Origin of the sequence: Plesiomonas sp. (assembly GCF_051650925.1) — a bacterium.
In the GTDB taxonomy this organism is placed as follows: domain Bacteria; phylum Pseudomonadota; class Gammaproteobacteria; order Enterobacterales; family CAMTGL01; genus Plesiomonas.
The window spans coordinates 15415-37698 of record NZ_JBOFRH010000392.1 but is presented as its reverse complement, the minus strand read 5'-3'; the positions used below and the strand labels follow the sequence as shown (position 1 = coordinate 37698).

16 protein-coding genes and 4 tRNA genes are annotated in these 22284 nt (G+C 48.7%); 10 read left to right on the top strand and 10 right to left on the bottom strand.

Features of this window, described 5'->3' with window-relative positions; genetic code table 11:
- Window positions 1-102 precede the first annotated feature (102 nt).
- The 6 genes from ACRC27_RS09085 to rsmC form a co-directional block, all read right to left on the bottom strand.
- A complete protein-coding gene (locus ACRC27_RS09085; RefSeq protein ID WP_438639727.1) occupies window positions 103-3585 on the bottom strand; it encodes a response regulator in 3483 nt (1160 codons plus the stop codon).
- Between the two features lie 295 nt (window positions 3586-3880).
- Window positions 3881-3967: transfer RNA gene (locus tag ACRC27_RS09080), tRNA-Leu, on the bottom strand.
- A 111-nt stretch (window positions 3968-4078) separates the two neighbouring features.
- A tRNA-Leu gene (locus tag ACRC27_RS09075) sits at window positions 4079-4165 on the bottom strand.
- Between the two features lie 28 nt (window positions 4166-4193).
- Window positions 4194-4280: transfer RNA gene (locus ACRC27_RS09070), tRNA-Leu, on the bottom strand.
- A gap of 65 nt (window positions 4281-4345) precedes the next feature.
- Window positions 4346-4432: transfer RNA gene (locus tag ACRC27_RS09065), tRNA-Leu, on the bottom strand.
- Window positions 4433-4610: 178 nt separating this feature from the next.
- Entirely contained in the window at window positions 4611-5654 is a 1044-nt protein-coding gene (gene rsmC, locus ACRC27_RS09060) for a 16S rRNA (guanine(1207)-N(2))-methyltransferase RsmC (protein ID WP_438629701.1), read from the bottom strand.
- 118 nt (window positions 5655-5772) lie between these two features.
- Between rsmC and ACRC27_RS09055 the strand changes: the two genes are divergently transcribed.
- The 3 genes from ACRC27_RS09055 to prfC all read left to right on the top strand — a co-directional run bounded on the left by ACRC27_RS09055 (window position 5773) and on the right by prfC (window position 8498).
- Window positions 5773-6174: a DNA polymerase III subunit psi gene (locus tag ACRC27_RS09055; RefSeq protein WP_438629699.1), complete on the top strand. Its 402-nt coding sequence runs from the start codon at window positions 5773-5775 to the stop codon at window positions 6172-6174.
- Between the two features lie 45 nt (window positions 6175-6219).
- The gene (gene rimI / locus ACRC27_RS09050) at window positions 6220-6666 is read left to right on the top strand and encodes a ribosomal protein S18-alanine N-acetyltransferase (RefSeq protein WP_438629697.1); all 447 of its coding nucleotides are present in this window, start codon (window positions 6220-6222) and stop codon (window positions 6664-6666) included.
- Window positions 6667-6917: 251 nt separating this feature from the next.
- Window positions 6918-8498 carry a peptide chain release factor 3 gene (gene prfC / locus ACRC27_RS09045; RefSeq protein ID WP_438622427.1) on the top strand — a complete coding sequence of 527 codons (1581 nt, stop codon included), beginning with the start codon at window positions 6918-6920 and terminating at the stop codon, window positions 8496-8498.
- Between the two features lie 188 nt (window positions 8499-8686).
- Here prfC and ACRC27_RS09040 read toward each other — a convergent pair whose 3' ends face one another.
- A complete protein-coding gene (locus ACRC27_RS09040) occupies window positions 8687-9055 on the bottom strand; it encodes a hypothetical protein (protein WP_438622426.1) in 369 nt (122 codons plus the stop codon).
- 483 nt (window positions 9056-9538) lie between these two features.
- The gene (gene pdxH, locus ACRC27_RS09035) at window positions 9539-10192 is read right to left on the bottom strand and encodes a pyridoxamine 5'-phosphate oxidase (RefSeq protein ID WP_438622425.1); all 654 of its coding nucleotides are present in this window, start codon (window positions 10190-10192) and stop codon (window positions 9539-9541) included.
- A gap of 224 nt (window positions 10193-10416) precedes the next feature.
- Here pdxH and ACRC27_RS09030 point away from each other — a divergent pair, with 224 nt between their 5' ends.
- The 6 genes from ACRC27_RS09030 to deoD all read left to right on the top strand — a co-directional run bounded on the left by ACRC27_RS09030 (window position 10417) and on the right by deoD (window position 17680).
- A complete protein-coding gene (locus tag ACRC27_RS09030; protein ID WP_438639726.1) occupies window positions 10417-11265 on the top strand; it encodes a TatD family hydrolase in 849 nt (282 codons plus the stop codon).
- A gap of 220 nt (window positions 11266-11485) precedes the next feature.
- Window positions 11486-12760, top strand: a complete 1275-nt coding sequence (locus ACRC27_RS09025) for a NupC/NupG family nucleoside CNT transporter (RefSeq protein ID WP_438622423.1) — start codon at window positions 11486-11488, stop codon at window positions 12758-12760.
- Between the two features lie 437 nt (window positions 12761-13197).
- Window positions 13198-13971 (top strand): deoxyribose-phosphate aldolase, encoded by a 774-nt coding sequence (gene deoC, locus ACRC27_RS09020; RefSeq protein ID WP_438622422.1) that lies wholly within the window; start codon window positions 13198-13200, stop codon window positions 13969-13971.
- Between the two features lie 281 nt (window positions 13972-14252).
- Entirely contained in the window at window positions 14253-15587 is a 1335-nt protein-coding gene (deoA, locus tag ACRC27_RS09015; RefSeq protein WP_438639725.1) for a thymidine phosphorylase, read from the top strand.
- Window positions 15588-15603: 16 nt separating this feature from the next.
- Window positions 15604-16857 carry a phosphopentomutase gene (gene deoB / locus ACRC27_RS09010; protein WP_438629689.1) on the top strand — a complete coding sequence of 418 codons (1254 nt, stop codon included), beginning with the start codon at window positions 15604-15606 and terminating at the stop codon, window positions 16855-16857.
- A gap of 103 nt (window positions 16858-16960) precedes the next feature.
- Window positions 16961-17680, top strand: coding sequence for a purine-nucleoside phosphorylase (deoD, locus tag ACRC27_RS09005; RefSeq protein WP_438622419.1), 720 nt, complete (start codon window positions 16961-16963; stop codon window positions 17678-17680).
- A 137-nt stretch (window positions 17681-17817) separates the two neighbouring features.
- Here deoD and ACRC27_RS09000 read toward each other — a convergent pair whose 3' ends face one another.
- On the bottom strand, window positions 17818-18636 hold the full coding sequence (locus ACRC27_RS09000; protein ID WP_438622418.1) for an AhpA/YtjB family protein: 819 nt from the start codon (window positions 18634-18636) through the stop codon (window positions 17818-17820).
- A 257-nt stretch (window positions 18637-18893) separates the two neighbouring features.
- On the opposite strand from ACRC27_RS09000, the gene serB reads away from it, so the two are divergent.
- Window positions 18894-19871: a phosphoserine phosphatase gene (serB, locus tag ACRC27_RS08995; RefSeq protein ID WP_438639724.1), complete on the top strand. Its 978-nt coding sequence runs from the start codon at window positions 18894-18896 to the stop codon at window positions 19869-19871.
- On the opposite strand, the gene ACRC27_RS08990 is transcribed toward serB, so the two are convergent.
- Window positions 19866-22280 carry a PilZ domain-containing protein gene (locus tag ACRC27_RS08990; protein ID WP_438639723.1) on the bottom strand — a complete coding sequence of 805 codons (2415 nt, stop codon included), beginning with the start codon at window positions 22278-22280 and terminating at the stop codon, window positions 19866-19868. The genes serB and ACRC27_RS08990 overlap by 6 nt on opposite strands.
- Between the last annotated feature and the right edge of the window lie 4 nt (window positions 22281-22284).

Sequence of the window (22284 nt, the reverse complement as noted above, 5' to 3'; positions counted from 1 at the left end):
TTGTTGCAAGCCGATATTGTGAGTTTACAGCTTTCAGTATGGTGCGTTGAATATCGTGCGGGTGACCTAGTCGGCAGCACTGAGGCTGCCGACAAAGGGGGGTTATTTTAAGAGCTGTTGCAGTTGTTGGCGTAGGTTTTCAAGTACCGTACGATTATCATTTCGTTTTTTACTGTGCTGTAAGACAAAATCAAGGGTGCTTAAGACCGTACGCCAGCGCGGTGTTTTTGGCAGCGTTTCAATTTGTAGGTATTTATCTAATGTGCGTGTTTGTAGCGTGCCACGGTCAATATAGACCCGCCATAATCCGCTCTGTTCGGCCAGATCAAACTTTCCTTTTCCGCTGCTCTCTTCCCAGTATGTTAGGGTGATTTTCATTGCATTGACAATGACTTCACGTAATTTGGCATCACGCTCTTCGCTGCCCTGTAGACGTTCGGCCAGTTCTGCAAATTCACTGCCTAAGGCGCGCAGTTGTTCAAGATCGGCTTGATTGCCGTTATGTGCAAAGGTTGCCAGAGATTCCAACGCATTCTCAAGAGTTTGTACGCGCTGATTAGGTAAGGTTGCGCCGTGTTTGAAAATAACCAGATAACCGAGGTCGGTGCTAGCCGGCAAACGTGATAGCTGGATGGCATGTTCCCGAGGCTCACCATTGATTGTCAGGGTAATATCACCCTGATAAAACTCATGCGATGAGGGAAGAAGTGCTGACAGCGGTTGGTGCAGCCAATCATTGAGTGAGTGCTGTGTGAGTTCGTTATCCGGCGTATGCAGTAGCAGTTGTGCCGCTTTATTTGCCAGTTTGATATTACCGTTGATATCGGTCAGTAAAATAGGTTCTATGCTGTGTTCAAGCAGGGTAAGCAGGCGTTGCTGTAGACTTTTTAAGCTGCTGATCAGTGTCTGCTCTTGTTTAAGGGTTTGTTGCAATTGCCGATTTTCTTGTTGAATGCCGGCAATTTTTTGGGTATCAAGCTGAGTTTGGATACGGGCAAGCAACTCATCTTGGCAGAAGGGCTTGGTCAGGTAATCATTGGCACCGGCGCTGAAACCTCGGACGATCTCTTCCGGCTGGCTGAGAGCGGTTAGCATAATAATCGGCAGTTGCACGCGGTCAAAGTGTTCGCGCAGTGCTTTACAGACATCATAACCGGTGATCTCCGGCATCATCACATCGAGTAATACCAGATCAGGTTCATGCTCTAGGCAGTAGCGAATAGCGTCTTCCCCGTGGGTAACGCTGCACAGGTTAAAGCCTGACAAACTCAGGTAGTTATAGAGGATCTGGATATTAATCGGTTCGTCATCAACAATCAGGATATGTGGTGCAAGTGGATCATTAATAGGATGAGTGGCGAATAGTGTAGGAATGATCGGGGTGTTTGGTGTAGCGGCCACACGCACCGCAGTATGGTCTGTCGGTTCGGTCATCGTGTTTGTTGAGCCGACGGAATCTGCCGTATGCGCCGCATTTAGAGGCTGTTTTTCCGATACGGTGGTCTGCGACAACGGCAGGGTAAACCGGAATGTTGAGCCTATCATAGGTTCGGTTTGTACGCTGAGTGAGCCTTGCATGAGCTCGACTAATTGTCGGCTAATACTCAGCCCAAGACCCAGGCCAGATCCGATACTTTGCCGACTGGCTTGGACCAACGGTTCGAAAATAGCCTGAACCATCTCAGGTTGAATACCCTGCCCAGTATCGCGAACCGATATGACCAGTGAGTCATCATGCTGTTCGGCAGAGAGAATGATTTTACCTTCACTGGTAAATTTGATGGCGTTGCCAAGTAGGTTATACAAAATCTGTTCTAGCCGCTGTTCGTCAGCAATAACATGCGGGGTTTGTGCTGATATGCGGTTAATAATTTTGACCGGTTTATCTGTTAACAGATGCTGTGATAGCTCGATAACGACACTGGCAGCAGCGCTGACATCAACCGGTTGTACGTGCAGCGAGAGATCGCCGTAGCGCATTTTATGGTAGTCGAGCAGTTCATTGACCAGTTTAGAGAGACGGTGACCGCTTTTGGCTATCATAGCTAGTTGATGTTCTTGCTGTGGAGTGAGCACGCCAACAGCTCCTGCCAGCATGGATTCTGCAATACCAAGCATTCCGTGCAAAGGGGTACGAAGCTCATGTGAGGTGTTGGCCAGAAACTCATCTTTCAGTTTATCGGCAGCCTGTAGTTCGGTGTTTTGAATTTCAATGACCGCCACCTTTTGAGCTAATTCATCATTTTGCGCTTTAATCAGGTCGAGTTGATCGCGGATAGAGGCCTGCATAAAGGCAAAACTTTTCGCCAGACTGCCGAGCTCATCATCACGATTTTGCCCTGCAATCGGGTGATCAAGATTGCCATCAGACACTTCTTTGGCGGCATCCATTAACTGTTTAATGGGGGCGGTAATTGAGTTGGATAACCAGTGGGAGACCAAAATAACGGCCGCCAGTGTGAGCATCATAATGGCTAAAAAGAGCTTTTTGGCTGATTCTATCCGTGCAAATGCCTCTTCTGCTTTGGTTTCGGTAATCAACCCCCATGATTGTCCGAAGACTGAGAGTGGTGTAAAGGCGGCTATTACCGGTGCACCATTAATAGATATGCTGTTGCCGTTGCCGGTTTTTCCTGCGGTAACTTGTTGAATTAATGGGCCGGTTAACGGCTGAGGTTGTGCTGTTTGCTGGGCATACATCGGCGTGACGCCTCGGGCTATATTATCGTGTCCGACTAGAATAATAGAGCTGGTTTTACCGAGCAGTTGAGCATCACTTAAGATGCTGTTTAATTTACGTTTTGTTAGCTGGAAGATGAAAATAGAGTGTAAATAGCCATTTTGCTCAACCGGTGCGGCAAGGTAGGCCACATGCTCTTTAGTGATGGGGTCTACGGCAAAATCGATAAATATTAGCGGTGTTTTTTTCAGTTTATTAGCTTGGGTGGTGTGCTGTTCTGCGGCTAAAAGAGTCTGCTTGAAGGCCTCTGATAAGGGGCTGCTTTTCCACGGGCCTTGCAGTAAGTTAGTGCCAAAGTTACGGTTTTTCATCACCGAATAGACAATATCGCCCTGTGTATTGGCAATTAAGATGTCTGAAAAATCAGAGAACCGCAATTTTTCAACAAATGAAGGGTGAAAACGGCTGTGCAGTAACCTATAGCGCTCACTGCCGACATACGCACCGTATCCTTGCGGGGTTTCGGCGCTCAGGCGGGTGCTGGGTTTATCTCCGCTGCCGGGGATGTAGCGGTTTTGGGCATTCATTCGGGCTTGTTCATCGTTATCGCCGAGCATTTGAAAGGCGTTTACGAGACCATAAAAACGCCCTCCGGCTGCCGAGGCGAGTTCGGTATTCACAAAGCCGAGGACTTGCTCTTCAAGGGAGTGAAAGTAGTCGTTTAACTGGTTTTTTTTAATATCACGAGCCGCAACGAGATAGTTATTGGTTTGCTCGGTTAGATCGGTGGCATGTACTTTTAATAAAAACCATGCCGTAAGGCTAAACGGGATCGTACCGATGAGCAAAAATGCCAACATCAGTTTGGGTTGTAGTTTTTTATAAAAGAGGGATTTTAATGCCATTGCTCGTTAAATTATCTCGTATCCGGAAAAACAGGGATGTGCTGTTTTAACGTGAATGACAAGATGTCTGCAATCAAAGAGGCCAAATAGTGTGCTTCTCTGCGCAAATATTGTGAATAAAGAGCATGAAAAGTGAAATTATACTAGGTATGTAATTTGACGTTTTTTACGGGGTATTAATAGAGAAGTAGAGAAGAAAGAGGCCATTGGCAGGATATGCAGAGATAAATAAGACGCTGAAATGGTTGGTTGGCTGAAATTTAGGCACAAAAAAACGGCTCTCGCCGTTAATTGTTGGTGCGAAGAGAGGGACTTGAACCCTCACGTCCGTTAGGACACTAACACCTGAAGCTAGCGCGTCTACCGATTCCGCCACCTTCGCACTGGTATGTTGCTTAGTCTTGCTTGTTGCGTTTGCACAATCTATCTATTTATCTATACACAGATTGCCGTTCCGTTTATTGAACGCGATTGATTGCGCGATTCTGATGTATGGTGCGAAGAGAGGGACTTGAACCCTCACGTCCGTTAAGACACTAACACCTGAAGCTAGCGCGTCTACCGATTCCGCCACCTTCGCATATATCATCAGAAATTTGTCAGGAATTTGGTGCGAAAAGAGGGACTTGAACCCTCACGTCCGTTAGGACACTAACACCTGAAGCTAGCGCGTCTACCGATTCCGCCACCTTCGCATTGCATTTTCACTGACTGTCAAAGCTGTAAACCGGATGAATATCAATAACCGAATAACACGATGTGGTGCGAAGAGAGGGACTTGAACCCTCACGTCCGTTAAGACACTAACACCTGAAGCTAGCGCGTCTACCGATTCCGCCACCTTCGCATACTGCATGTTAATTCTGCTATCGCGTTATTATCACTGCGATTTTGTTGCTTTGCCGAGTTGAACATCATCTATAAATCAGATCAACTACGGGGGCGCATTTTTAGCGATTTCCCCCGTTGCGTCAATCATTAATTATTAAAACAGACAAATAAAGCCATGTTTGCTGGAAAATACATCACTTTCCACGTTTGGTCTGTTTTACCGCGCGGTAAACTTTAAACTTACCGGTTTGGGCAATAACCTGATGGCTGCCAAATACGCTATCGAGCAAATCAGGGTAGGGTAAAAATGCGTTGGCAACGATCCGCAGTTCTCCGCCTTCACGCAAATGTTGTGGTGCTTGCTTGATCAGTGTTTCCGTGGCGAGATATGAGGTGCTTAAGCCATCATGGAACGGTGGGTTTGAGATAATCAGATCAAACAGTGGCTGTGAGCCTTGAGTTTGTGTGTTAAATGCAGAGAAGACATCACTGGCGACGACGGTCGCGCTGATCTGGTTTTGTTCGGCCGTGACCCGTGCTGATTCTAATGCCATGGCGTTGATATCACTTAATGTTAGGGTGATATCAGGGTTGTTACGCGCTAATTGTGTACCAATTACACCGGCACCGCAGCCGAGATCAAGCACATTCCCGTTGACTGGGGTTGTGATGGTTGACAATAAAATACGGGATCCAATATCAAGTTCATTGCTGCTAAATACACCGGCAAGAGCGTGGATTTGCAGATCATTGAGGGTATAGCTGTGCCACCAGTCGGCCAGTGAATAGTGGGCTTGCTGTTGCAGTGTGAAGTGATATAAACCACAGCGGCGAGCAGAGTCAATTTTATGTACTGCACCAAATGGGGCAAGCAGTGTTTCTGCCGAGCGAACACCGGCGCGGTTTTCACCAATGACGAAAATATCAATACCCACAGGCAGTATGCTGAGCAGTTGTGTCATCTGCATCAGGGCTTCTTGTTTGGTTTTTGGCCAGTAGTAGATCAGTGTATCAATACTGCGCAGTTGCTCTGCATCCAACGTCAGACCAAAGGTTGCTGCTTGACCCAGTTTTGGTTGTAACGTCAGCCAGCGGCCAAAATGTGCGGTGTGCACTTGCACGTGTGCTGCACTGATTTGCAAAGGGTATTCATCTTGCAGATCTCCGGCAAACAGAATGTGGCGAGATGAAAATTCATCTTCGTGGCGTAGCAAAACTTCACTGGCAGGGCACAGCATGGCGTTTTCTCAATGTTATTAGATAAAAAGCGATTATAAAGGATCTTCACGTAGCTGTGACTGCTTCTGTCGGTCTGATACCATATTATTACTGCGATTGGGTGTGTAAGAGGGCGGTATGAGCGAAAGACGCGACTGGATCTTACAGCAGATGGGGATCACGCAGTGGCAATTGCGTCAACCGGCTGCGCTGCAAGGTGATGCTGCGGTGCGGGTTGATGCGCAGATTCAGCTTATTGTGGTGGCGGCCGAGTTGCCGACAGGCAGATTGTTTGAGGATGTGCTGCGGACGTTGCAGGTGACTTCTGAGCACGTTTGCCATGTGCGGCCTGCACAGTATGATTTTTTGCATGTAGAGCATGCATGCTGGTTGTGGCTAATGGGCAGTGAAGGTGTGCCGTTGAGTGGCTGCCGGCAGTTGTATTCAGCAGCGTTGTCTACGTTGGTGGACAGTGATGTGGCGAAAAAGCAGTTATGGCAGCAGATTGTAGGCTATGAGCGCCAATCGGTTTCTGCGTAAGTCTGGTTATCAGACATAAATAATGACCCGTAACGGATAAACCAAATGAGTGTTCAAATTACCACGTTAGAGGCTGATGAGTGGCCGCAGGCCTATGCCATAGAGGTGGCGGCGCATGCATTTCCGTGGAGTGAAAAGACGTTTCAAGATAATTTTGGCGAACGTTATATCAATGTAAAGTTGCTAAAAGATGGCCAATTGGTGGGTTTTGCCATTACACAGGTTATTTTGGACGAGGCTACACTGTTTAATATTGCGATAGCACCCCAGTGGCAAGGTCAAGGATTGGGGTTACAGCTATTGCGTCATTTGGGTGAATTATTAGCGACACAGGATGTGCTGACATTGTGGCTGGAAGTTCGCGAGTCTAATCTGCGCGCTCGTGCATTATATGAGCGAGAAGGGTTTAATGAGGTGACGGTTCGCCGCAATTACTACCCGTGTGCACAGGGGCGTGAAAATGCGGTGATTATGGCGCTGCCATTAGGCTGACGGCGCACGGCTTTTCGGCTATAATTTCGCCCTTCTGAGCGTTTGGTGTGTTGCGTTGTTGAACTGAAACGCGTCTGCGCTATTTCTGATGCGCTGTCTCTGAACTGAATCTCTATGCGGATATATGCGTCATGGCTGTGTGTGAAGAGCACCACACAGCGGTGAGGCTGTCTATTGCCTATATAGAAAGGGTGCAGCAAGAGATAACGGCTTTGTATCCCTTAAATTGATCACAGGATTTGCCAAGTTTTATGTCATATCTAGAGGAAGTGGCGACTCGCCGCACGTTTGCAATTATCTCTCACCCGGATGCCGGTAAAACAACGATCACTGAAAAAGTGTTGTTATTCGGGCAGGCTATCCAAACCGCCGGTACGGTGAAAGGGCGTGGTTCAAACCAGCATGCAAAATCTGACTGGATGGAGATGGAGAAGCAGCGCGGGATCTCAATTACCACGTCGGTCATGCAGTTTCCGTATAAAGAGATGCTGGTAAACTTACTCGATACGCCGGGGCATGAGGATTTCTCTGAAGATACCTACCGTACTCTGACCGCAGTAGACTGCTGTCTGATGGTGATTGATGCGGCTAAAGGTGTTGAAGATCGTACACGCAAGCTGATGGAAGTGACCCGTTTACGTGATACGCCGATCCTCACGTTTATGAATAAACTTGACCGTGATATCCGTGATCCGCTTGAGCTGCTTGATGAAGTTGAGAGCGAGCTGAAAATTGCGTGTGCGCCGATTACTTGGCCAATTGGCTGCGGTAAGTTATTTAAGGGTGTGTATCATCTGTATAAAGATGAAGCGTATCTGTATCAAACCGGTATGGGTCATACGATTCAGGAAGTTCGTATTATCAAAGGGTTGCACACAGCAGAGCTTGATAATGCAGTGGGCGAAGATTTGGCGGCACAACTGCGTGAAGAGTTAGAGTTAGTGCAGGGTGCGTCAAATGAGTTTGATCAACAGGCATTTTTAGACGGCAGCTTAACGCCGGTCTTTTTTGGTACAGCACTGGGTAACTTTGGTGTTGATCATATGCTCGACGGTTTGGTTGAGTGGGCACCAACGCCTATGCCGCGTAAAACAGATAGCCGTGAAGTGGCGGCTACGGAAGAGAAATTTACCGGTTTTGTGTTTAAGATCCAGGCAAATATGGATCCGAAGCACCGTGACCGTGTGGCCTTTATGCGGATTGTCTCCGGCAAATATGAAAAAGGCATGAAGCTGCGCCATGTGCGTCTGGGCAAAGAGGTGGTGATCTCTGATGCACTGACCTTTATGGCCGGTGACCGTGAGCATGCGGAAGTGGCGTATGCGGGCGATATTATCGGTCTGCACAACCATGGCACGATCCAGATTGGTGATACTTTTACACAGGGTGAGGGTATGCGTTTTACCGGTATCCCTAACTTTGCGCCTGAATTGTTCCGCCGCATTCGTCTGCGTGATCCGTTGAAACAAAAGCAGTTGCTCAAAGGGTTGGTTCAGTTGTCTGAAGAGGGTGCGGTACAGGTATTCCGCCCACTGATTAGTAATGATCTGATTGTGGGTGCGGTTGGTGTGCTGCAGTTTGATGTGGTGGTTGCCCGCCTGAAATCAGAGTACAACGTTGATGCTTTGTATGAGTCGGTTAACGTGTCAACGGCCCGTTGGGTTGAGTGTGCCGATGTGAAGAAGTTTGATGAATTCCAGCGTAAGAATGAAGTCAATCTGGCGCTTGATGGCGGCGATAATCTGACCTACATTGCACCGACAATGGTCAATTTGAACTTGAGCCAAGAGCGTTACCCTGATGTACAGTTCCGCAAAACCCGTGAGCATTAATTTACATCTCTTATTGTGGTTAATGCTGAGTTAGTACTGGGTATTTAATGGCTACTCAACATGAAAAAGCGCCGATAGGCGCTTTTTTTATGGTTGGATCTGACGGTGAATACGGGTTTTATCATTAGTTATGTATAACTATCGGATAAAACTGATTTTTCTCTGTTTGATTGAGACGGTGTTTCTGTCTAGCGGGCAGAATAGTGGTGCTGGCGACCGGTTTCGGTATCGTAAAGACCGATGTTGCGCCCGTTAATGCTGCCGTGAAAATACTTTCCGGTATGGAAATCATAACCCTTAAATCGGTTACCACTGAGTTCAAGCTGCACTTTGGCGTGTGTTTGTGCATCATAAAAATCGAGTTTACCGGCCCGACTGTTATGGGTCTGGAAACCACTTTGGGTATTCAGATCATAACCGCTGATGCGCCCTTCAGTGATCTTTACCTGCGTGTTTTTGTAGCGGCCCGCTTGATAATCATAGACAGATAACACCCGTTTATTACACGCTGACGCACCGATAATGGCGGCGACACGTGCTCGGGTTGACTCTTGCATGACTTACTCCTTGATTACCTAATAAACAATTAAATACGCGGGAAGGTGTGTGCGGCCAATGTGTGGCATAGAGATTCCACGCATTTCGTATGCAGACACCGTTATCTGATATTTCACATTGTAAGGAAAGTTGTCAACCGCTTAATGTATGAACATCTGTCACTGATCACACTTTTAGTGTTAATCACTAAATATGTAGGTTGGTGTGATTATTTATTCTTATCGTTAGTTATGGGATAAGCATAAGCGGCGGTAACAAAACGGCTGAACGTCGGCGATGTCAATTCAGCTTTATGTGCTGATGTGTGTTGAGTCTAAACAGCGAAGAAGGTATTTGGCGATAGGGTATAGACAGGATGCGTACGAAGCGGTTTGGTTGGGGAACGGGTATTTATCCTGCAAAAAAAGAGGCTCTTTTCTTTGCTTTTTTGATTAAAAAACAACAGAGCAGAGCCTGATTTCTACGATACAGTGCTGGTTTTTTTATGGGTTAAGACGCTGCGGTTGCCATGTACCCTGATGCTGTTCAAAGCGGATACGGTCATGCAGGCGGCTGGCTTTACCCTGCCATAATTCAATGGCATGCGGGCGAACTAAAAAACCGCCCCAGTAAGGTGGCAGCGGGATCTCACCGTTGGCAAATTTTTCGGCAAATTCAGCTTCCCGTGCTTCAAGCTCTTGACGGTTAGTCAGTGGTTGAGATTGGTGTGATGCCCACGCACCAATTTGGCTGCCGCGCGCCCGACTGTGAAAATAGGCATTAGAGGTTTCGGTGCTGACGCGCTCGACTGTGCCTTCAATGCGTACCTGACGTTGCAGAATATTCCAGTGAAAGACCAAGGCAACTTTCGGGTTTTGTTCGAGCTCATGGCCTTTGCGGCTGTCATAGTTGGTGTAAAAGGTGATGCCCTGCTCGGTGAAGTCTTTCATCAGGACAATGCGTGCAGAGGGCTGGCCTGAGGCATCTACGGTCGCCAGTGTCATTGATTCGGGTAAAATAATGCCGGCTTCTTTGGCATCGTTATACCATTTGTGGAACAGGGTAACGGGGTTATCCTGCTCTTTGGGTGAATGTTCGGGCAGCGCGACGCCCTGACCCATGGTCAGTGCGCAGCGTACTTTATTGATGATTGACATGATAGGCGATCCTTTCGTCATATAAATCGGCTGTTGACAGAGTAAAGCAGGTGGCGAAAACCACCAAGTGAAAGGGATCAGAAAAGTGGTTAAAAAAAGTGATCTGTTGTGTGTGGGTTAACTCTGTGTGATGACTCAAATCAGTGTGAGCTATTCAGTACGATCTATTCAAGATAGAGGCCCGCAGTAAGGCAACAGAACTGCTGATGGTGGAGAGCAATATCATGATAAATAACCTTACTCTGCTTAATCAGCATAGTCCGTGTTTTTTTGATACGCATTGCCATTTTGATGCCGCGCCTTTTGCGGTTGATACGGCAGCGGCATGGCAATCGGCGCAGGCGGCGGGTGTCAGTAAAATAGTGGTACCAAGTACTGGGCCAGACAATTTTTCTACGGTGTTGGCGCTGACACATTATTTGCATATTTATGCAGCCTTGGGTATTCATCCGCATACGCAGGTACCCTATCTTGATACTGCATTGGCGCAGTTGCAGCGGTTATTACAGCAACAATCACTGTCGGCGGCAGAGTTGCCGACGTCGCGTAAGGTGGTGGCGTTGGGTGAGATTGGTTTGGATGCGGTGGTGCTAAATCAGGATATGGATGCGCAGTATCTGCTTTTACGCCGGCAGTTGCGGCTGGCGAATCAGTTTGAATTGCCGGTTATTCTGCATTCACGGCAAACTCATGATCTGTTACTGCGTGAGTTGCGTCAGTATCCGGTTGAGCGCACCGGCGTGTTACATGCGTTCTCCGGTTCGCGTGAACAGGCTCTGGCATTTATACGGTTGGGTTACTCAATCGGTGTTGGCGGAGTGATTACTTACCCACGAGCGAATAAAACCCGTGCAGCGATAGCAGCATTGCCGTTATCGGCCTTAGTACTGGAGACTGATGCACCTTATATGCCGGTGTGTGGTCGGCAAGGTGAGCCGAATTGTCCTGAACGGTTAGTTGATATTTTTGCCGCATTGTGTGCATTACGTTCAGAAAGCCCGCAGGAGATAGCGGAAATTGTGTATAAAAACAGCATGAAATTGTTTGATATCACAGTGAACGCAAGCGATTAACCGCGCGTCAGCACTGGAACTCGCAAGATTAAGTGTGATCGAGATCTAGTGTTTATGATAATTGTTTCTCTAACACCATAACTTTTGTGATGAGAGTAAAGAAAGATGCCCCTTCCGTATGTATAATGTGCCCCGTTTTCAAGGTGGTTTACACTTTTTATTCACCTGAAGTATTTCGATACGATTATTTGCAGCGTCCAGACCATAGGGATCTCCTTCCATGCAATTGATTATGAGCCTCGTCGGTATGGCGGTATTGATTGGAATCGCAGTTCTGCTTTCCAGCAACCGTAAAGCCATTAAATTACGTACAGTCGGTGGCGCTTTTGCTATCCAAGTCTGTATTGGTGCGTTTGTTCTGTATGTTCCTGCCGGCCGTGCCGTTCTGTTGGGTATGTCTGAAGCCGTTGCAAATGTGATTGCTTATGGTAATGAGGGGATCAACTTCCTGTTCGGTGGTTTAACCTCTGACAAGATGTTTGAAGTATTCGGCGGCGGCGGTTTTGTTTTTGCACTGCGCGTTCTGCCGGTTATCGTGTTCTTCTCTTCACTGATTGCCGTGCTGTACTACTTAGGCATCATGCAGTGGGTGATTAAGATCCTCGGTGGTGGCTTGCAAAAGGCACTGGGTACATCACGTACTGAGTCTCTGTCTGCAACAGCAAATATCTTTGTTGGCCAGACCGAAGCTCCGCTGGTGGTTCGCCCGTATATCAGCACAATGACCAAATCTGAGCTGTTTGCTGTGATGTGTGGTGGTCTGGCATCAGTGGCAGGTTCAGTATTGGCAGGTTACGCCTCTATGGGTGTACCGCTTGAGTATCTGATTGCGGCATCTTTCATGGCAGCACCAGGTGGTTTGCTGTTTGCTAAGTTGATTGTGCCGGAAACTGAGCAAGAGCGTGACACAAACGAAATTGACACTGCCAATAGCGAAGACAAGCCTGCCAACGTGATTGATGCGGCAGCAGCGGGTGCGGCATCAGGTATGCAACTGGCGCTGAACGTAGGTGCGATGCTGCTGGCCTTTATCGGTCTGATTGCGCTGATTAACGGCATTTTTGCGGGTGTGGGTGGCTGGTTCGGTTATCCGCAGCTATCACTGGAACTGATTCTGGGCTATCTGTTCTCACCACTGGCTTTCGTTATCGGTGTGCCTTGGTCTGAAGCAACTATCGCAGGTTCATTCATTGGTCAAAAAGTGATCGTGAACGAATTTGTGGCTTACCTGAACTTTGCTCCGTACTTAAAGCCTGACGCTGAAGTGGCGGCTGCCGGTCTGCAAGTGTTGTCAGCACAGACTAAAGCGATTATCTCGTTTGCTCTGTGTGGCTTTGCTAACCTCTCTTCCGTGGCAATTTTGCTGGGTGGATTGGGCAGCATGGCGCCAAGCCGTCGTCACGATATCGCACGTTTAGGTCTGCTGGCGGTTGTAGCCGGTACACTGTCAAACCTGATGAGTGCAACTATTGCCGGTTTCTTCTTGGCACTGTAAGTGTACTGATTGCCTGTATTGAATCGCGTATTCACGACAGGCAATACAGGGTTGTTCTGTGAAATAACGCCACCGTTTATCCGGTGGCGTTATTTTTTTGGGAAAAAATAGACGTGACGTAATCGATTACGGAACGATATTTTGTGAATCGGCTCATGTTATAATTTCTTCTCATTGCAACCCTGTTAGCAGTGTTGTGAAATTGGTGGGTAAGTACGTGCAAACCGCTGGAACCTAACACCTGAAGGATGATCAGGTGGGTGCGGTGAAAGGGATATCAATTGATGCAGTGCTGCGGTATTTCACTTTCCTTTATCAAGTTGAATACTGCATGCTGCGCAAGTCTTCAGGGAACCAAGTCCGCTCGCCAACGCTCGCAGTGATCGAAAAAGTTCGATACCCAAAATGTTGAGTGATTTGTAGAGTTGGAGAGTTATATGACTGAGAACAAAATGTCTGCATTACGTGCACTGAGCTTGATGGATCTGACTACGCTAAATGACAATGATACCGATGAAAAAGTCATTGCTCTGTGTCAGCAGGCTAACAGCCCTGCCGGTCAAACGGCTGCGGTCTGTATTTATCCGCGTTTTATTCCTATCGCCCGTAAAACCCTGCGCGAGCAAGGTACGCCGGAAATCAGTATCGCCACAGTAACTAACTTCCCGCACGGTAATGATGATATTGCCATTGCAGTGGCCGAAACACGTGCTGCGGTAGCATACGGTGCTGATGAAGTGGATGTGGTTTTCCCATATCGCGCGCTGATGGCTGGTAATGCACAGGTTGGCTTTGATCTGGTGAAGGCGTGTAAAGATGCCTGTGGCGCACATGTGCTGCTAAAAGTGATTATTGAAACCGGTGAGCTAAAAGAAGATGCGCTGATCCGTCAGGCTTCTGAAATTGCTATTGATGCAGGTGCTGATTTTATTAAAACCTCAACCGGTAAAGTGCCTGTCAATGCCACGCTGGAATTTGCCCGCATTATGATGGAAGTGATCCGTGATAAGCAGGTTGCCGACCGTGTTGGTTTTAAGCCTGCTGGTGGTGTACGCACCGCTGAAGAGGCTGCGCAGTATCTGGCATTGGCCGCGGATATTCTGGGTGAGACGTGGGCAGATAAGCGCCATTTCCGTTTTGGTGCATCTAGCCTGTTGGCCAGTTTGCTCAATACGCTGGGCCATGATGCAACCAGCAACAGCCAGTACTGATTTACCGCTGTTTACTGCGGTAACCCGTATTATGCCATGCTAGGCATTGATTCGTGGTTGGTATTGAAACGCGACAAGTCCTTTAATGTGGCAGGTACTAAAAAGGGCGATTTTATCGCCCTTTACCGGCTATTTTGACCTTCACCAAAACGCAAAGTGCAAAATGTGACACGATATTCTCTCTTGCCCAGTGTTTATTGCTGCTTACTGAGAGTATTTGTGCGTTGGGGTGATGTTGTCGAGCAAGGCGGTCTGTTACCGCCAATCTTTGGGAGTGAACCATGTTCCTGCCGCAAGAAATTATCCGCAAAAAGCGTGATGGCATTGCCCTGAGCAGTGCAGAGATCCGTTTTTTTATTCAGGGTGTTGCTAATAACAGCATTACAGAAGGGCAAATTGCTGCTCTGGCCATGGCTATCTATTTTAATGATATGACCATGGATGAACGGGTGGCACTTACCATGGCGATGCGTGATTCCGGCATGGTGTTGCAGTGGGCTGATCTACATCTTAACGGCCCGATTGTGGATAAGCATTCGACCGGCGGTGTCGGTGATGTGACTTCACTTATGCTTGGCCCGATGATTGCCGCGTGCGGTGGGTATGTGCCGATGATCTCGGGGCGTGGGCTTGGGCATACTGGCGGAACGCTCGATAAACTCGAAGCGATTCCCGGTTATGACATTCACCCTGATAATGCGCGTTTTCGTCGGATTACCCGTGATGTTGGTGTCGCAATTATCGGGCAGACCGGTGATCTTGCTCCGGCTGATAAGCGGTTTTATGCCACGCGTGATATTACCGCCACAGTTGACTCGATTCCGCTGATTACCGCCTCGATTTTATCGAAAAAACTGGCTGCCGGTTTAGATGCCTTAGTGATGGATGTTAAAGTGGGCTCGGGCGCATTTATGCCAACGTATGAGGCTTCCGAGGCGCTGGCGCAATCTATTGTGGGTGTGGCTAACGGTGCTGGGTGCAAAACTACTGCGCTGCTGACTGACATGAACCAAGTGCTGGCCTCGAGTGCGGGTAATGCAGTAGAGGTGCGCGAGGCGGTTGAGTTTTTGACCGGCCGTCACCGTAATCCTCGTTTGTATGCAGTGACAATGGCGCTGTGTTCAGAAATGTTGCAGGTTTCTGGTTTAGCGGCTAATGATGCACAGGCACAGGCAAAACTGAATGCGGTGCTGGATAACGGAAAAGCGGCTGAAGTCTTTGGCCGGATGATCGCCGAACTTGGCGGACCGATTGATTTTATCGAATGCTACAATACCTATTTACCACAGGCTTCCATTATCAAACCGGTTTATGCTTTACATAACGGTTTTATCGCTGCGATGGATACCCGAGCATTGGGTATGGCAGTGGTAGGTATGGGTGGTGGCCGCCGCAGTGCAGCGGATCTGATTGATTACAGCGTCGGATTGACTGAGGTGTTGCGCCTTGGCGATGCAGTTGACGCATCTCGTCCGCTGGCCATGATCCATGCACGAACAGAATCAGACTGGCAGAGTGCGGCACAGGCCGTACAGACTGCAATCCATATTGAACGCGACGCACCGGCAGCGATGCCGACCGTGTATCGCCGCGTTCGCGTAGACTCTCTTATCTAAACAGAGGCCAGAATATATGAAACGTGCCTTTATAATGGTGCTGGACTCATTCGGTATCGGTGCAGCAGAAGATGCTGTGAAATTTGGTGATGTGGGTGCAGATACACTGGGCCATATTGCACAGGCTTGTGCCAATGGTCAGGCTGATCATGGCCGTAAAGGGCCGCTGACGTTGCCAAATCTTAGCCGTTTAGGGCTGGGGAAAGCAGCACAAGAGTCAACCGGTACATTCCCTGTTGGGCTTGATGAGCACGCTGAGATTATCGGGGCTTATGGCCACGCGGCCGAGCTGTCATCAGGTAAAGATACGCCATCAGGCCACTGGGAAATTGCTGGTGTTCCTGTGTTGTTTGACTGGGGATATTTCTCTGATCATGACAACAGCTTTCCTGCTGAGTTGTTAGAGAAAATTGTTACCCGCGCTAAATTGCCCGGTTATCTGGGAAATTGCCACGCTTCGGGTACACAAATTCTTGATGAGCTAGGCGAAGAGCACATGAAAACCGGCAAACCGATTTTCTATACCTCTGCCGATTCGGTGTTCCAGATTGCCTGTCATGAAGAGACCTACGGGTTAGATAACCTGTACGCTCTGTGCAAAATCGTGCGTGAAGAGCTGGAAGGCTACAATATTGGCCGTGTGATTGCGCGCCCATTCCTCGGTAATAAACCGGGTGAATTTCAGCGTACCGGCAACCGAAAAGATTTGGCCGTTGAGCCTCCGGCAATCACAGTGCTGCAAAAACTGGTTGAAGAGAAACACGGGCAAGTGGTGTCGGTAGGTAAGATTGCTGATATTTACGCACACGTGGGTATCACCAAAAAAGTGAAAGCTACCGGTATTGATGCGCTGTTTGATGCCACGCTTGAAGAGATGAAACTGGCCGGTGATAACACCATTGTGTTCACCAACTTTGTTGATTTTGACTCTTCATACGGTCATCGCCGTGATGTTGCTGGTTATGCTGCGGCATTGGAGCTGTTTGATCGCCGTTTACCGGAAATGCTCTCACTGGTGGGTGAAGATGACATTTTGATCCTGACCGCAGATCACGGTTGTGATCCAACATGGCCGGGCTCTGATCATACGCGCGAGCACATTCCGGTGCTGGTGTATGGCCCGAAAATTACCGCCGGTTCATTGGGCCGCCGGAAAACCTTTGCGGATATCGGGCAGACGCTGGCCGCTTATTTTGGAACATCGGCAATGGATTTTGGTATGCCAATGTTCTATCAGGATAAGTTAATTGAGCCAGATAACGGGCAATAATTAGCTGATTATTCTGTGTTCGTGTACGATCTTTGATGTTTACTGATCCTGTTGATTCGATCTTAGTGATCAACAGAAATAACCGATAAAGGAATCGATAACCATGGCTACTCCGCATATTAATGCTGAAAACGGTGCATTTGCTGATGTTGTTTTGATGCCGGGCGATCCGCTACGTGCAAAATACATCGCAGAGACCTTTTTGCAAGATGCAGTCGAAGTCACTAACGTGCGCAGCATGCTGGGTTTTACCGGCACTTATAAAGGACGCAAAGTTTCGGTAATGGGTCATGGTATGGGTATTCCATCCTGCTCTATTTATGCTAAAGAGCTGATTACCGAATACGGCGTGAAGAAAATTATCCGTGTAGGTTCATGTGGTGCGGTGAGCACGGATGTGAAACTGCGCGAAGTGATCATCGGTATGGGTGCTTGTACTGATTCCAAAGTGAACCGTATGCGCTTTAAAGATCACGATTTTTCTGCAATCGCTGATTTTGATATGGTGCGTAACGCGGTTGATGCGGCAAAAGCGCGCGGTACTAAAGTGCGTGTCGGTAACATCTTCTCGGCAGACCTGTTCTACACGCCAGATCCAAGCATGTTTGATGTGATGGAAAAATACGGTGTTTTGGGTGTTGAGATGGAAGCGGCCGGTATTTATGGTGTCGCGGCAGAGTTTGGTGCTAAAGCACTGACTATCTGCACCGTTTCTGACCACATCCGTACCCATGAGCAGACATCAGCCGAAGAGCGTCAGTTGACGTTTAACGACATGATCGAAATCGCGCTTGAATCTGTGCTGCTGGGCGACCAAGAGTAATTGTTGTGCTATTTGCGTGATGCAGCCATGCGCTGTTTTCGGTAGGGCGATCAGGTTATTACCGCAAATAGAGGCTAAACAATAACGCTGAAAGACAAAAAGCGATGAGTATTCATCGCTTTTTCTTTTGTTCGTGCTTAACGGCGGTAGTGTGTTTTTCGGTTGGGCATTCGGCGGCGACGGCGCTGTTTCAGCTTGGCATGTGCGTTACTTAGGTCACTCTCTGCTACAGTCGTGTCGTGACTGCCAGAGAGCGTGTTTTGCGGTGTACTTGGTGTAGAAGTGTGCGGATTAATCCCTGATGCAGCACTTTGCTGACGAGAGTGTGCTCGGCCTGTTATCAGGTAACTATCTTTGAGCAAGCCGCCATTAATCAAGCTGCTATTGATCAAGGTGCGGTCTTTGAGCAGTGCATGCGTTATCGCAATACCGATCACCAGTGCGCTGAGCAGCATTAAACGGATCATGCCGGTGGTATTGTCGATCAGCTGATCATCGGTTGATTGCACGTGCGTATCAAGGGTTAGGCGCAGAAATCCGAGTGGGGTATTGTTTTCCGCAATAATCTCTACCATCTGACGGTTTAGCATGGCACGCCGCTGTGAACCATCAAGCCCCAGTCTGTCTCTGACACTGGCATTATCCCCTGAGTGTGCGAGTAGCGCACCGTCCATCCGGTATACACTGGCATCTAAGATCCGTGCCTCCTGCGTCAGCTTATCGAGCTGTTGTGCAATCTGATCTGAGGCATCATCCATTTTTAGTAATGGAAATAACCCGACAGCCACCTGCCGCGTCAGTGTACGGGCGAGCTGATCGACCTGATCCGAGCGCGCGGCTTGTGCGTTTAAGCCAAATATACTGGCCGCTTGTAGCAGGGAAAGAAAAATAGACAGGCACACCGCCGCGATGAGCAAGGTGCGCAGGTGGTATTTAATCAGCTTTATTATGGGCATTACCATTAACTCAGTTGCAGCGCGCACGGCACCAAAAATAGCCCCTGAATCAGGGGAAGATCAGTTTTTATGCTCTGACAGCGATAGTGTATGTTGACCTGATGATTTTTCCTGATGCTCGGTGTTATCCCTTTTGTTTATTGCCTGTCTCTTGTTTGTCTCTTTTCTGTTTATTTTCTGTGGGGTTGTCAGTTGCCAGCATGCCTTTCAATAGGATAATTTACACCAGCAATTCACCGTGAGCAGGAAGCGTTAGAATGAATCTTAAGGATAATGATTTTACCCGATTACCTTCACGTCTCTCTGAGTGGTCATGTTTACCTTTATTACTGCAAGGTCATGAGGCCATTCCGCTTGATTATACCTTGGGAGAGGGCGGATGGCTGCTGTATGGTAAAAATTTAGATAAAGCCGCGTTGGTGCATTATCAGGGCCTACTGGATATGCCGTTAGTTGTGCAAGGTGCATGGCATGTGGCTGATTATCAAGTGGTGCAATTTGCTGGTCAATACTCAGTGTCTGCTGCAGATATTGCCGATAAACTCGGGTGGGATACTGCCGCATTGAGTGCGTTGCCATCACTACGCTCTCCGGGTTTATTGGTGATGGATATGGATTCCACCGCTATCCAGATTGAGTGCATTGATGAGATAGCCACACTTGCCGGAACTGGCCCGCAAGTGGCTGAGGTTACTGAGCGTGCAATGCGTGGTGAGCTTGATTTTGCCCAGAGTCTGCGTCAGCGGGTGGCGACATTGCAGGGCGCTGACAGTCAGATTCTGGATCAGGTCTTGGCAGATTTGCCGCTGATGCCGGGGCTGACGGCACTGGTACAGCAGTTACAAACCTGTGGCTGGCAGGTGGCGATAGCTTCGGGGGGCTTTACCTATTTTGCCGAACATCTACAGCGTCTGTTGGGGTTGTGTCATGTTGAAGCTAACGTGCTGGGTATCTGCGACAATCTGCTAACCGGTGATGTTGAAGGCGAGATTGTAGATGCCGAGCGTAAAGCTGTGGTGCTGCGCCAACTGGCCGATCAGTATCAGATCCCCCTGACCAATACGGTCGGTATTGGTGATGGGGCTAATGATCTGAAAATGCTGCATGCGGCCGGATTGGGCATTGCATTTCATGCCAAGCCGACCGTACAGGCACAGGCTCAGGTGGTGATCCGCCATGCTGATTTGCTGGGGGTGCTGTGCATTTTATCGGCCAGTATCGGGCGCAGCTTATAGCGTTTCGGTTAAGGTTTCGATGGCTATCCGGCGCTGTTCCGATTCGAGCCGCAGTAGAACCTCCTCGGTGCAGTCGGTCAGCTCTATCATGGCGGTCAGGGCCAATAATTCTTGTTCGAGCATTTTTGCCTGATTGAGATTGGCCCTGATAAGTTGCTCGAAATCGCGCAGTAAGTTGGGGTGCAATGTATTGCGTTTATAACGGGTTAGCTGAAAACGCAGTGCAATAAACTCCCCCTGTTGCATTGCTTTCCGGATAAACGCTATCAGGGCATTTTTATCCTCAAATTCTGTATCGAGCTTTTTATCCTGTAGTTGGTATTGCCACTTCTCTTGGTGCAGTGACAGATAAATTTTGTGCTCGGCAGGATACGGGCGGAATGGCTCGTTGAGCGGGCGGGTGACTAATTGTGACCAGTACTCTTCGAGTAGAGTCAACAGCAGAGTATTGGCCTGCCCCTGTCCGAGTCGGCGGTTTAAGTTGTAGGTTGCCGGAGTCATACCGACAGCGGTCGGCCGGTAGTTGTGCCCGTCTTGCACCACAAAAATCGGTATGCTGGCCAAATGCGGAACGGTGATCTGGCGGAAAATATCGATGATCTCCGGCAAGGTCTGTTGCTCTGCATCCTCCTGTAAAATATGCAGATTGGCAGAGATAAGCCGTTGGATAAACTGCACGCCGGTGTGTTCGGCATGCGGCTCAATGGCCGTGAGCACCAGTTGATCTTGCTCGGCATTGATATATAGAACCCGATACGGCAGGGTGTGCAGGGGGATCTGTTTATCAAGAACTTGCCATGCCGGAAAGTGCAACAATAGCACCTGATTTCGTTTTATATTTAGCGGCTGCCCAAGCACAATACGTAAACCAACGGCTGAAAAATCAACGGTATAGCCAATAATGGTACGCTGATCTGGGCTGGTAACATGCACCTCAGTTTGGTAACGATAGCGCGGGGCGCGTCGGCGCTGCTCTTGCGACATGTTCACTTCAAAAGTCGGGCTGTGGGCGCGGGGCAGACAAAATACATTCAGCTGGTTCAGCGGTAAGTTAGGCTGTGGGGTTTGCTGATAATCAGCCTGTACCTGATGGCTGCTCAGATCCTGCAACAGCACCAGATAACGCAAATCATTAAGTTGATGCTCTGTGATCAGCGCTTGCTGTTCAGGGTGCGGGCTAAAATCATCGGCGCTCAGTTGGCGGATAATCAGCCGCTGTACCCGAAAGCTAGGGCGATGCGCCCCCACATGCCAGAACAGCTCGCGTTGGTCAGCGTGTGTCAGTTCGGTATTCATCGCACAGTAAAAATAGGTACGCCCGCCTTGCCGGTGGATAAAACTGTACAGCAGAGCTTTGACGCAAGAGACTCCCGGTGGACAGATTCGTTGTAGACGCTCAGGCGTAAAAAACTGCCCGAGTACTGGTTGGTAGTTTTCATCATGCCAGTACTGGTAGCTCTCGCGGTTATTTTGCGAGTGCAACGCATACAGCGTACCCTGCTGACTGATCAGTAGCGGCAGTGTTGCGGTGGCATTTAGGTAAGATTGTTCCAGCCCGCGCAGATGTAACTGTGTCAGCAGACCATCAACATTCAAGCGCACTTTTTTGCTGCCGCTGCGTGCCAGTGCGCCCATCAGACGGTTCAGTGCCGGATCAGGCCGACTGATGTGCAGACGCAATAACTGGCGCTGCTCCTGACGTTCGATACCGACCAGCAGATAGTTCAGCCCACGTTCAAGCGTTGGCTGATCGAGCTTTTCACTCAGAGAGCCAAACTGAATGATAAACTCCTGACCCAGTTTAAAGGTCAGTGCATGGGGTACCCGAATACACAGGCCCGCCAGTGAAATGTCAATGGTAATGCCGTGTGCGATTTGCTGTGTTTCGCGACAGGTGACGACCACCTGACAGTGATAGTGCAGGCGCGCTTCATTGCGCATAAACTGATAGCCAAAACGGGCTACCGTGACATCAGGTGGCGTCTCTTTTTTTGCCGGCGGTGTTGGGTTGTCTCCGGCCTTTTGCTCTGCTTTTTCGAGTGACGCTTGCTGATGCATGATGCGGTAGTTGTTATCAGCCTGCATCACCGCATCGTAAACACCTTGTGTGTAGACGTTCCGAAAAAGCGCAACTTGTTGCTGGAAGATGTTCAGTGCAACATCATCAAGCCAGTGAGTAATACCGTTGATCTGGTGCTCGTAGCAGCGCCCATCAACCCGATTGCGTAAATCAATCGGGCGATGACAAGGGCTGTGCAACTGGCGATGGGCCATTTTGATCTGTAAACGATCATTAGCACTGCTTTGTGGCAACAGTTTTTTCAGCAGTGGATCGAGCTCGATATTCATTCCAAGCGGGATCAGTTGCTGCAAGATCTGGGAAAACTCATCCGGTAAAGTGGTGTGCATAGGT

What these genes read in the sequence shown, in the direction of transcription:
- ACRC27_RS09025 (WP_438622423.1), top strand. Translation starts at nt 11,486, where the DNA reads ATGCAATTGATTATGAGCCTCGTCGGTATGGCGGTATTGATTGGAATC.
- deoC (WP_438622422.1), top strand. Translation starts at nt 13,198, where the DNA reads ATGACTGAGAACAAAATGTCTGCATTACGTGCACTGAGCTTGATGGAT.
- pdxH (WP_438622425.1), bottom strand. Translation starts at nt 10,192, where the DNA reads ATGTCAATCATCAATAAAGTACGCTGCGCACTGACCATGGGTCAGGGC.
- rsmC (WP_438629701.1), bottom strand. Translation starts at nt 5,654, where the DNA reads ATGCTGTGCCCTGCCAGTGAAGTTTTGCTACGCCACGAAGATGAATTT.
- serB (WP_438639724.1), top strand. Translation starts at nt 18,894, where the DNA reads ATGAATCTTAAGGATAATGATTTTACCCGATTACCTTCACGTCTCTCT.
- ACRC27_RS09030 (WP_438639726.1), top strand. Translation starts at nt 10,417, where the DNA reads ATGATAAATAACCTTACTCTGCTTAATCAGCATAGTCCGTGTTTTTTT.
- deoA (WP_438639725.1), top strand. Translation starts at nt 14,253, where the DNA reads ATGTTCCTGCCGCAAGAAATTATCCGCAAAAAGCGTGATGGCATTGCC.
- deoD (WP_438622419.1), top strand. Translation starts at nt 16,961, where the DNA reads ATGGCTACTCCGCATATTAATGCTGAAAACGGTGCATTTGCTGATGTT.
- deoB (WP_438629689.1), top strand. Translation starts at nt 15,604, where the DNA reads ATGAAACGTGCCTTTATAATGGTGCTGGACTCATTCGGTATCGGTGCA.
- prfC (WP_438622427.1), top strand. Translation starts at nt 6,918, where the DNA reads ATGTCATATCTAGAGGAAGTGGCGACTCGCCGCACGTTTGCAATTATC.
- ACRC27_RS08990 (WP_438639723.1), bottom strand. Translation starts at nt 22,280, where the DNA reads ATGCACACCACTTTACCGGATGAGTTTTCCCAGATCTTGCAGCAACTG.
- ACRC27_RS09055 (WP_438629699.1), top strand. Translation starts at nt 5,773, where the DNA reads ATGAGCGAAAGACGCGACTGGATCTTACAGCAGATGGGGATCACGCAG.
- ACRC27_RS09040 (WP_438622426.1), bottom strand. Translation starts at nt 9,055, where the DNA reads ATGCAAGAGTCAACCCGAGCACGTGTCGCCGCCATTATCGGTGCGTCA.
- ACRC27_RS09085 (WP_438639727.1), bottom strand. Translation starts at nt 3,585, where the DNA reads ATGGCATTAAAATCCCTCTTTTATAAAAAACTACAACCCAAACTGATG.
- ACRC27_RS09000 (WP_438622418.1), bottom strand. Translation starts at nt 18,636, where the DNA reads ATGCCCATAATAAAGCTGATTAAATACCACCTGCGCACCTTGCTCATC.
- rimI (WP_438629697.1), top strand. Translation starts at nt 6,220, where the DNA reads ATGAGTGTTCAAATTACCACGTTAGAGGCTGATGAGTGGCCGCAGGCC.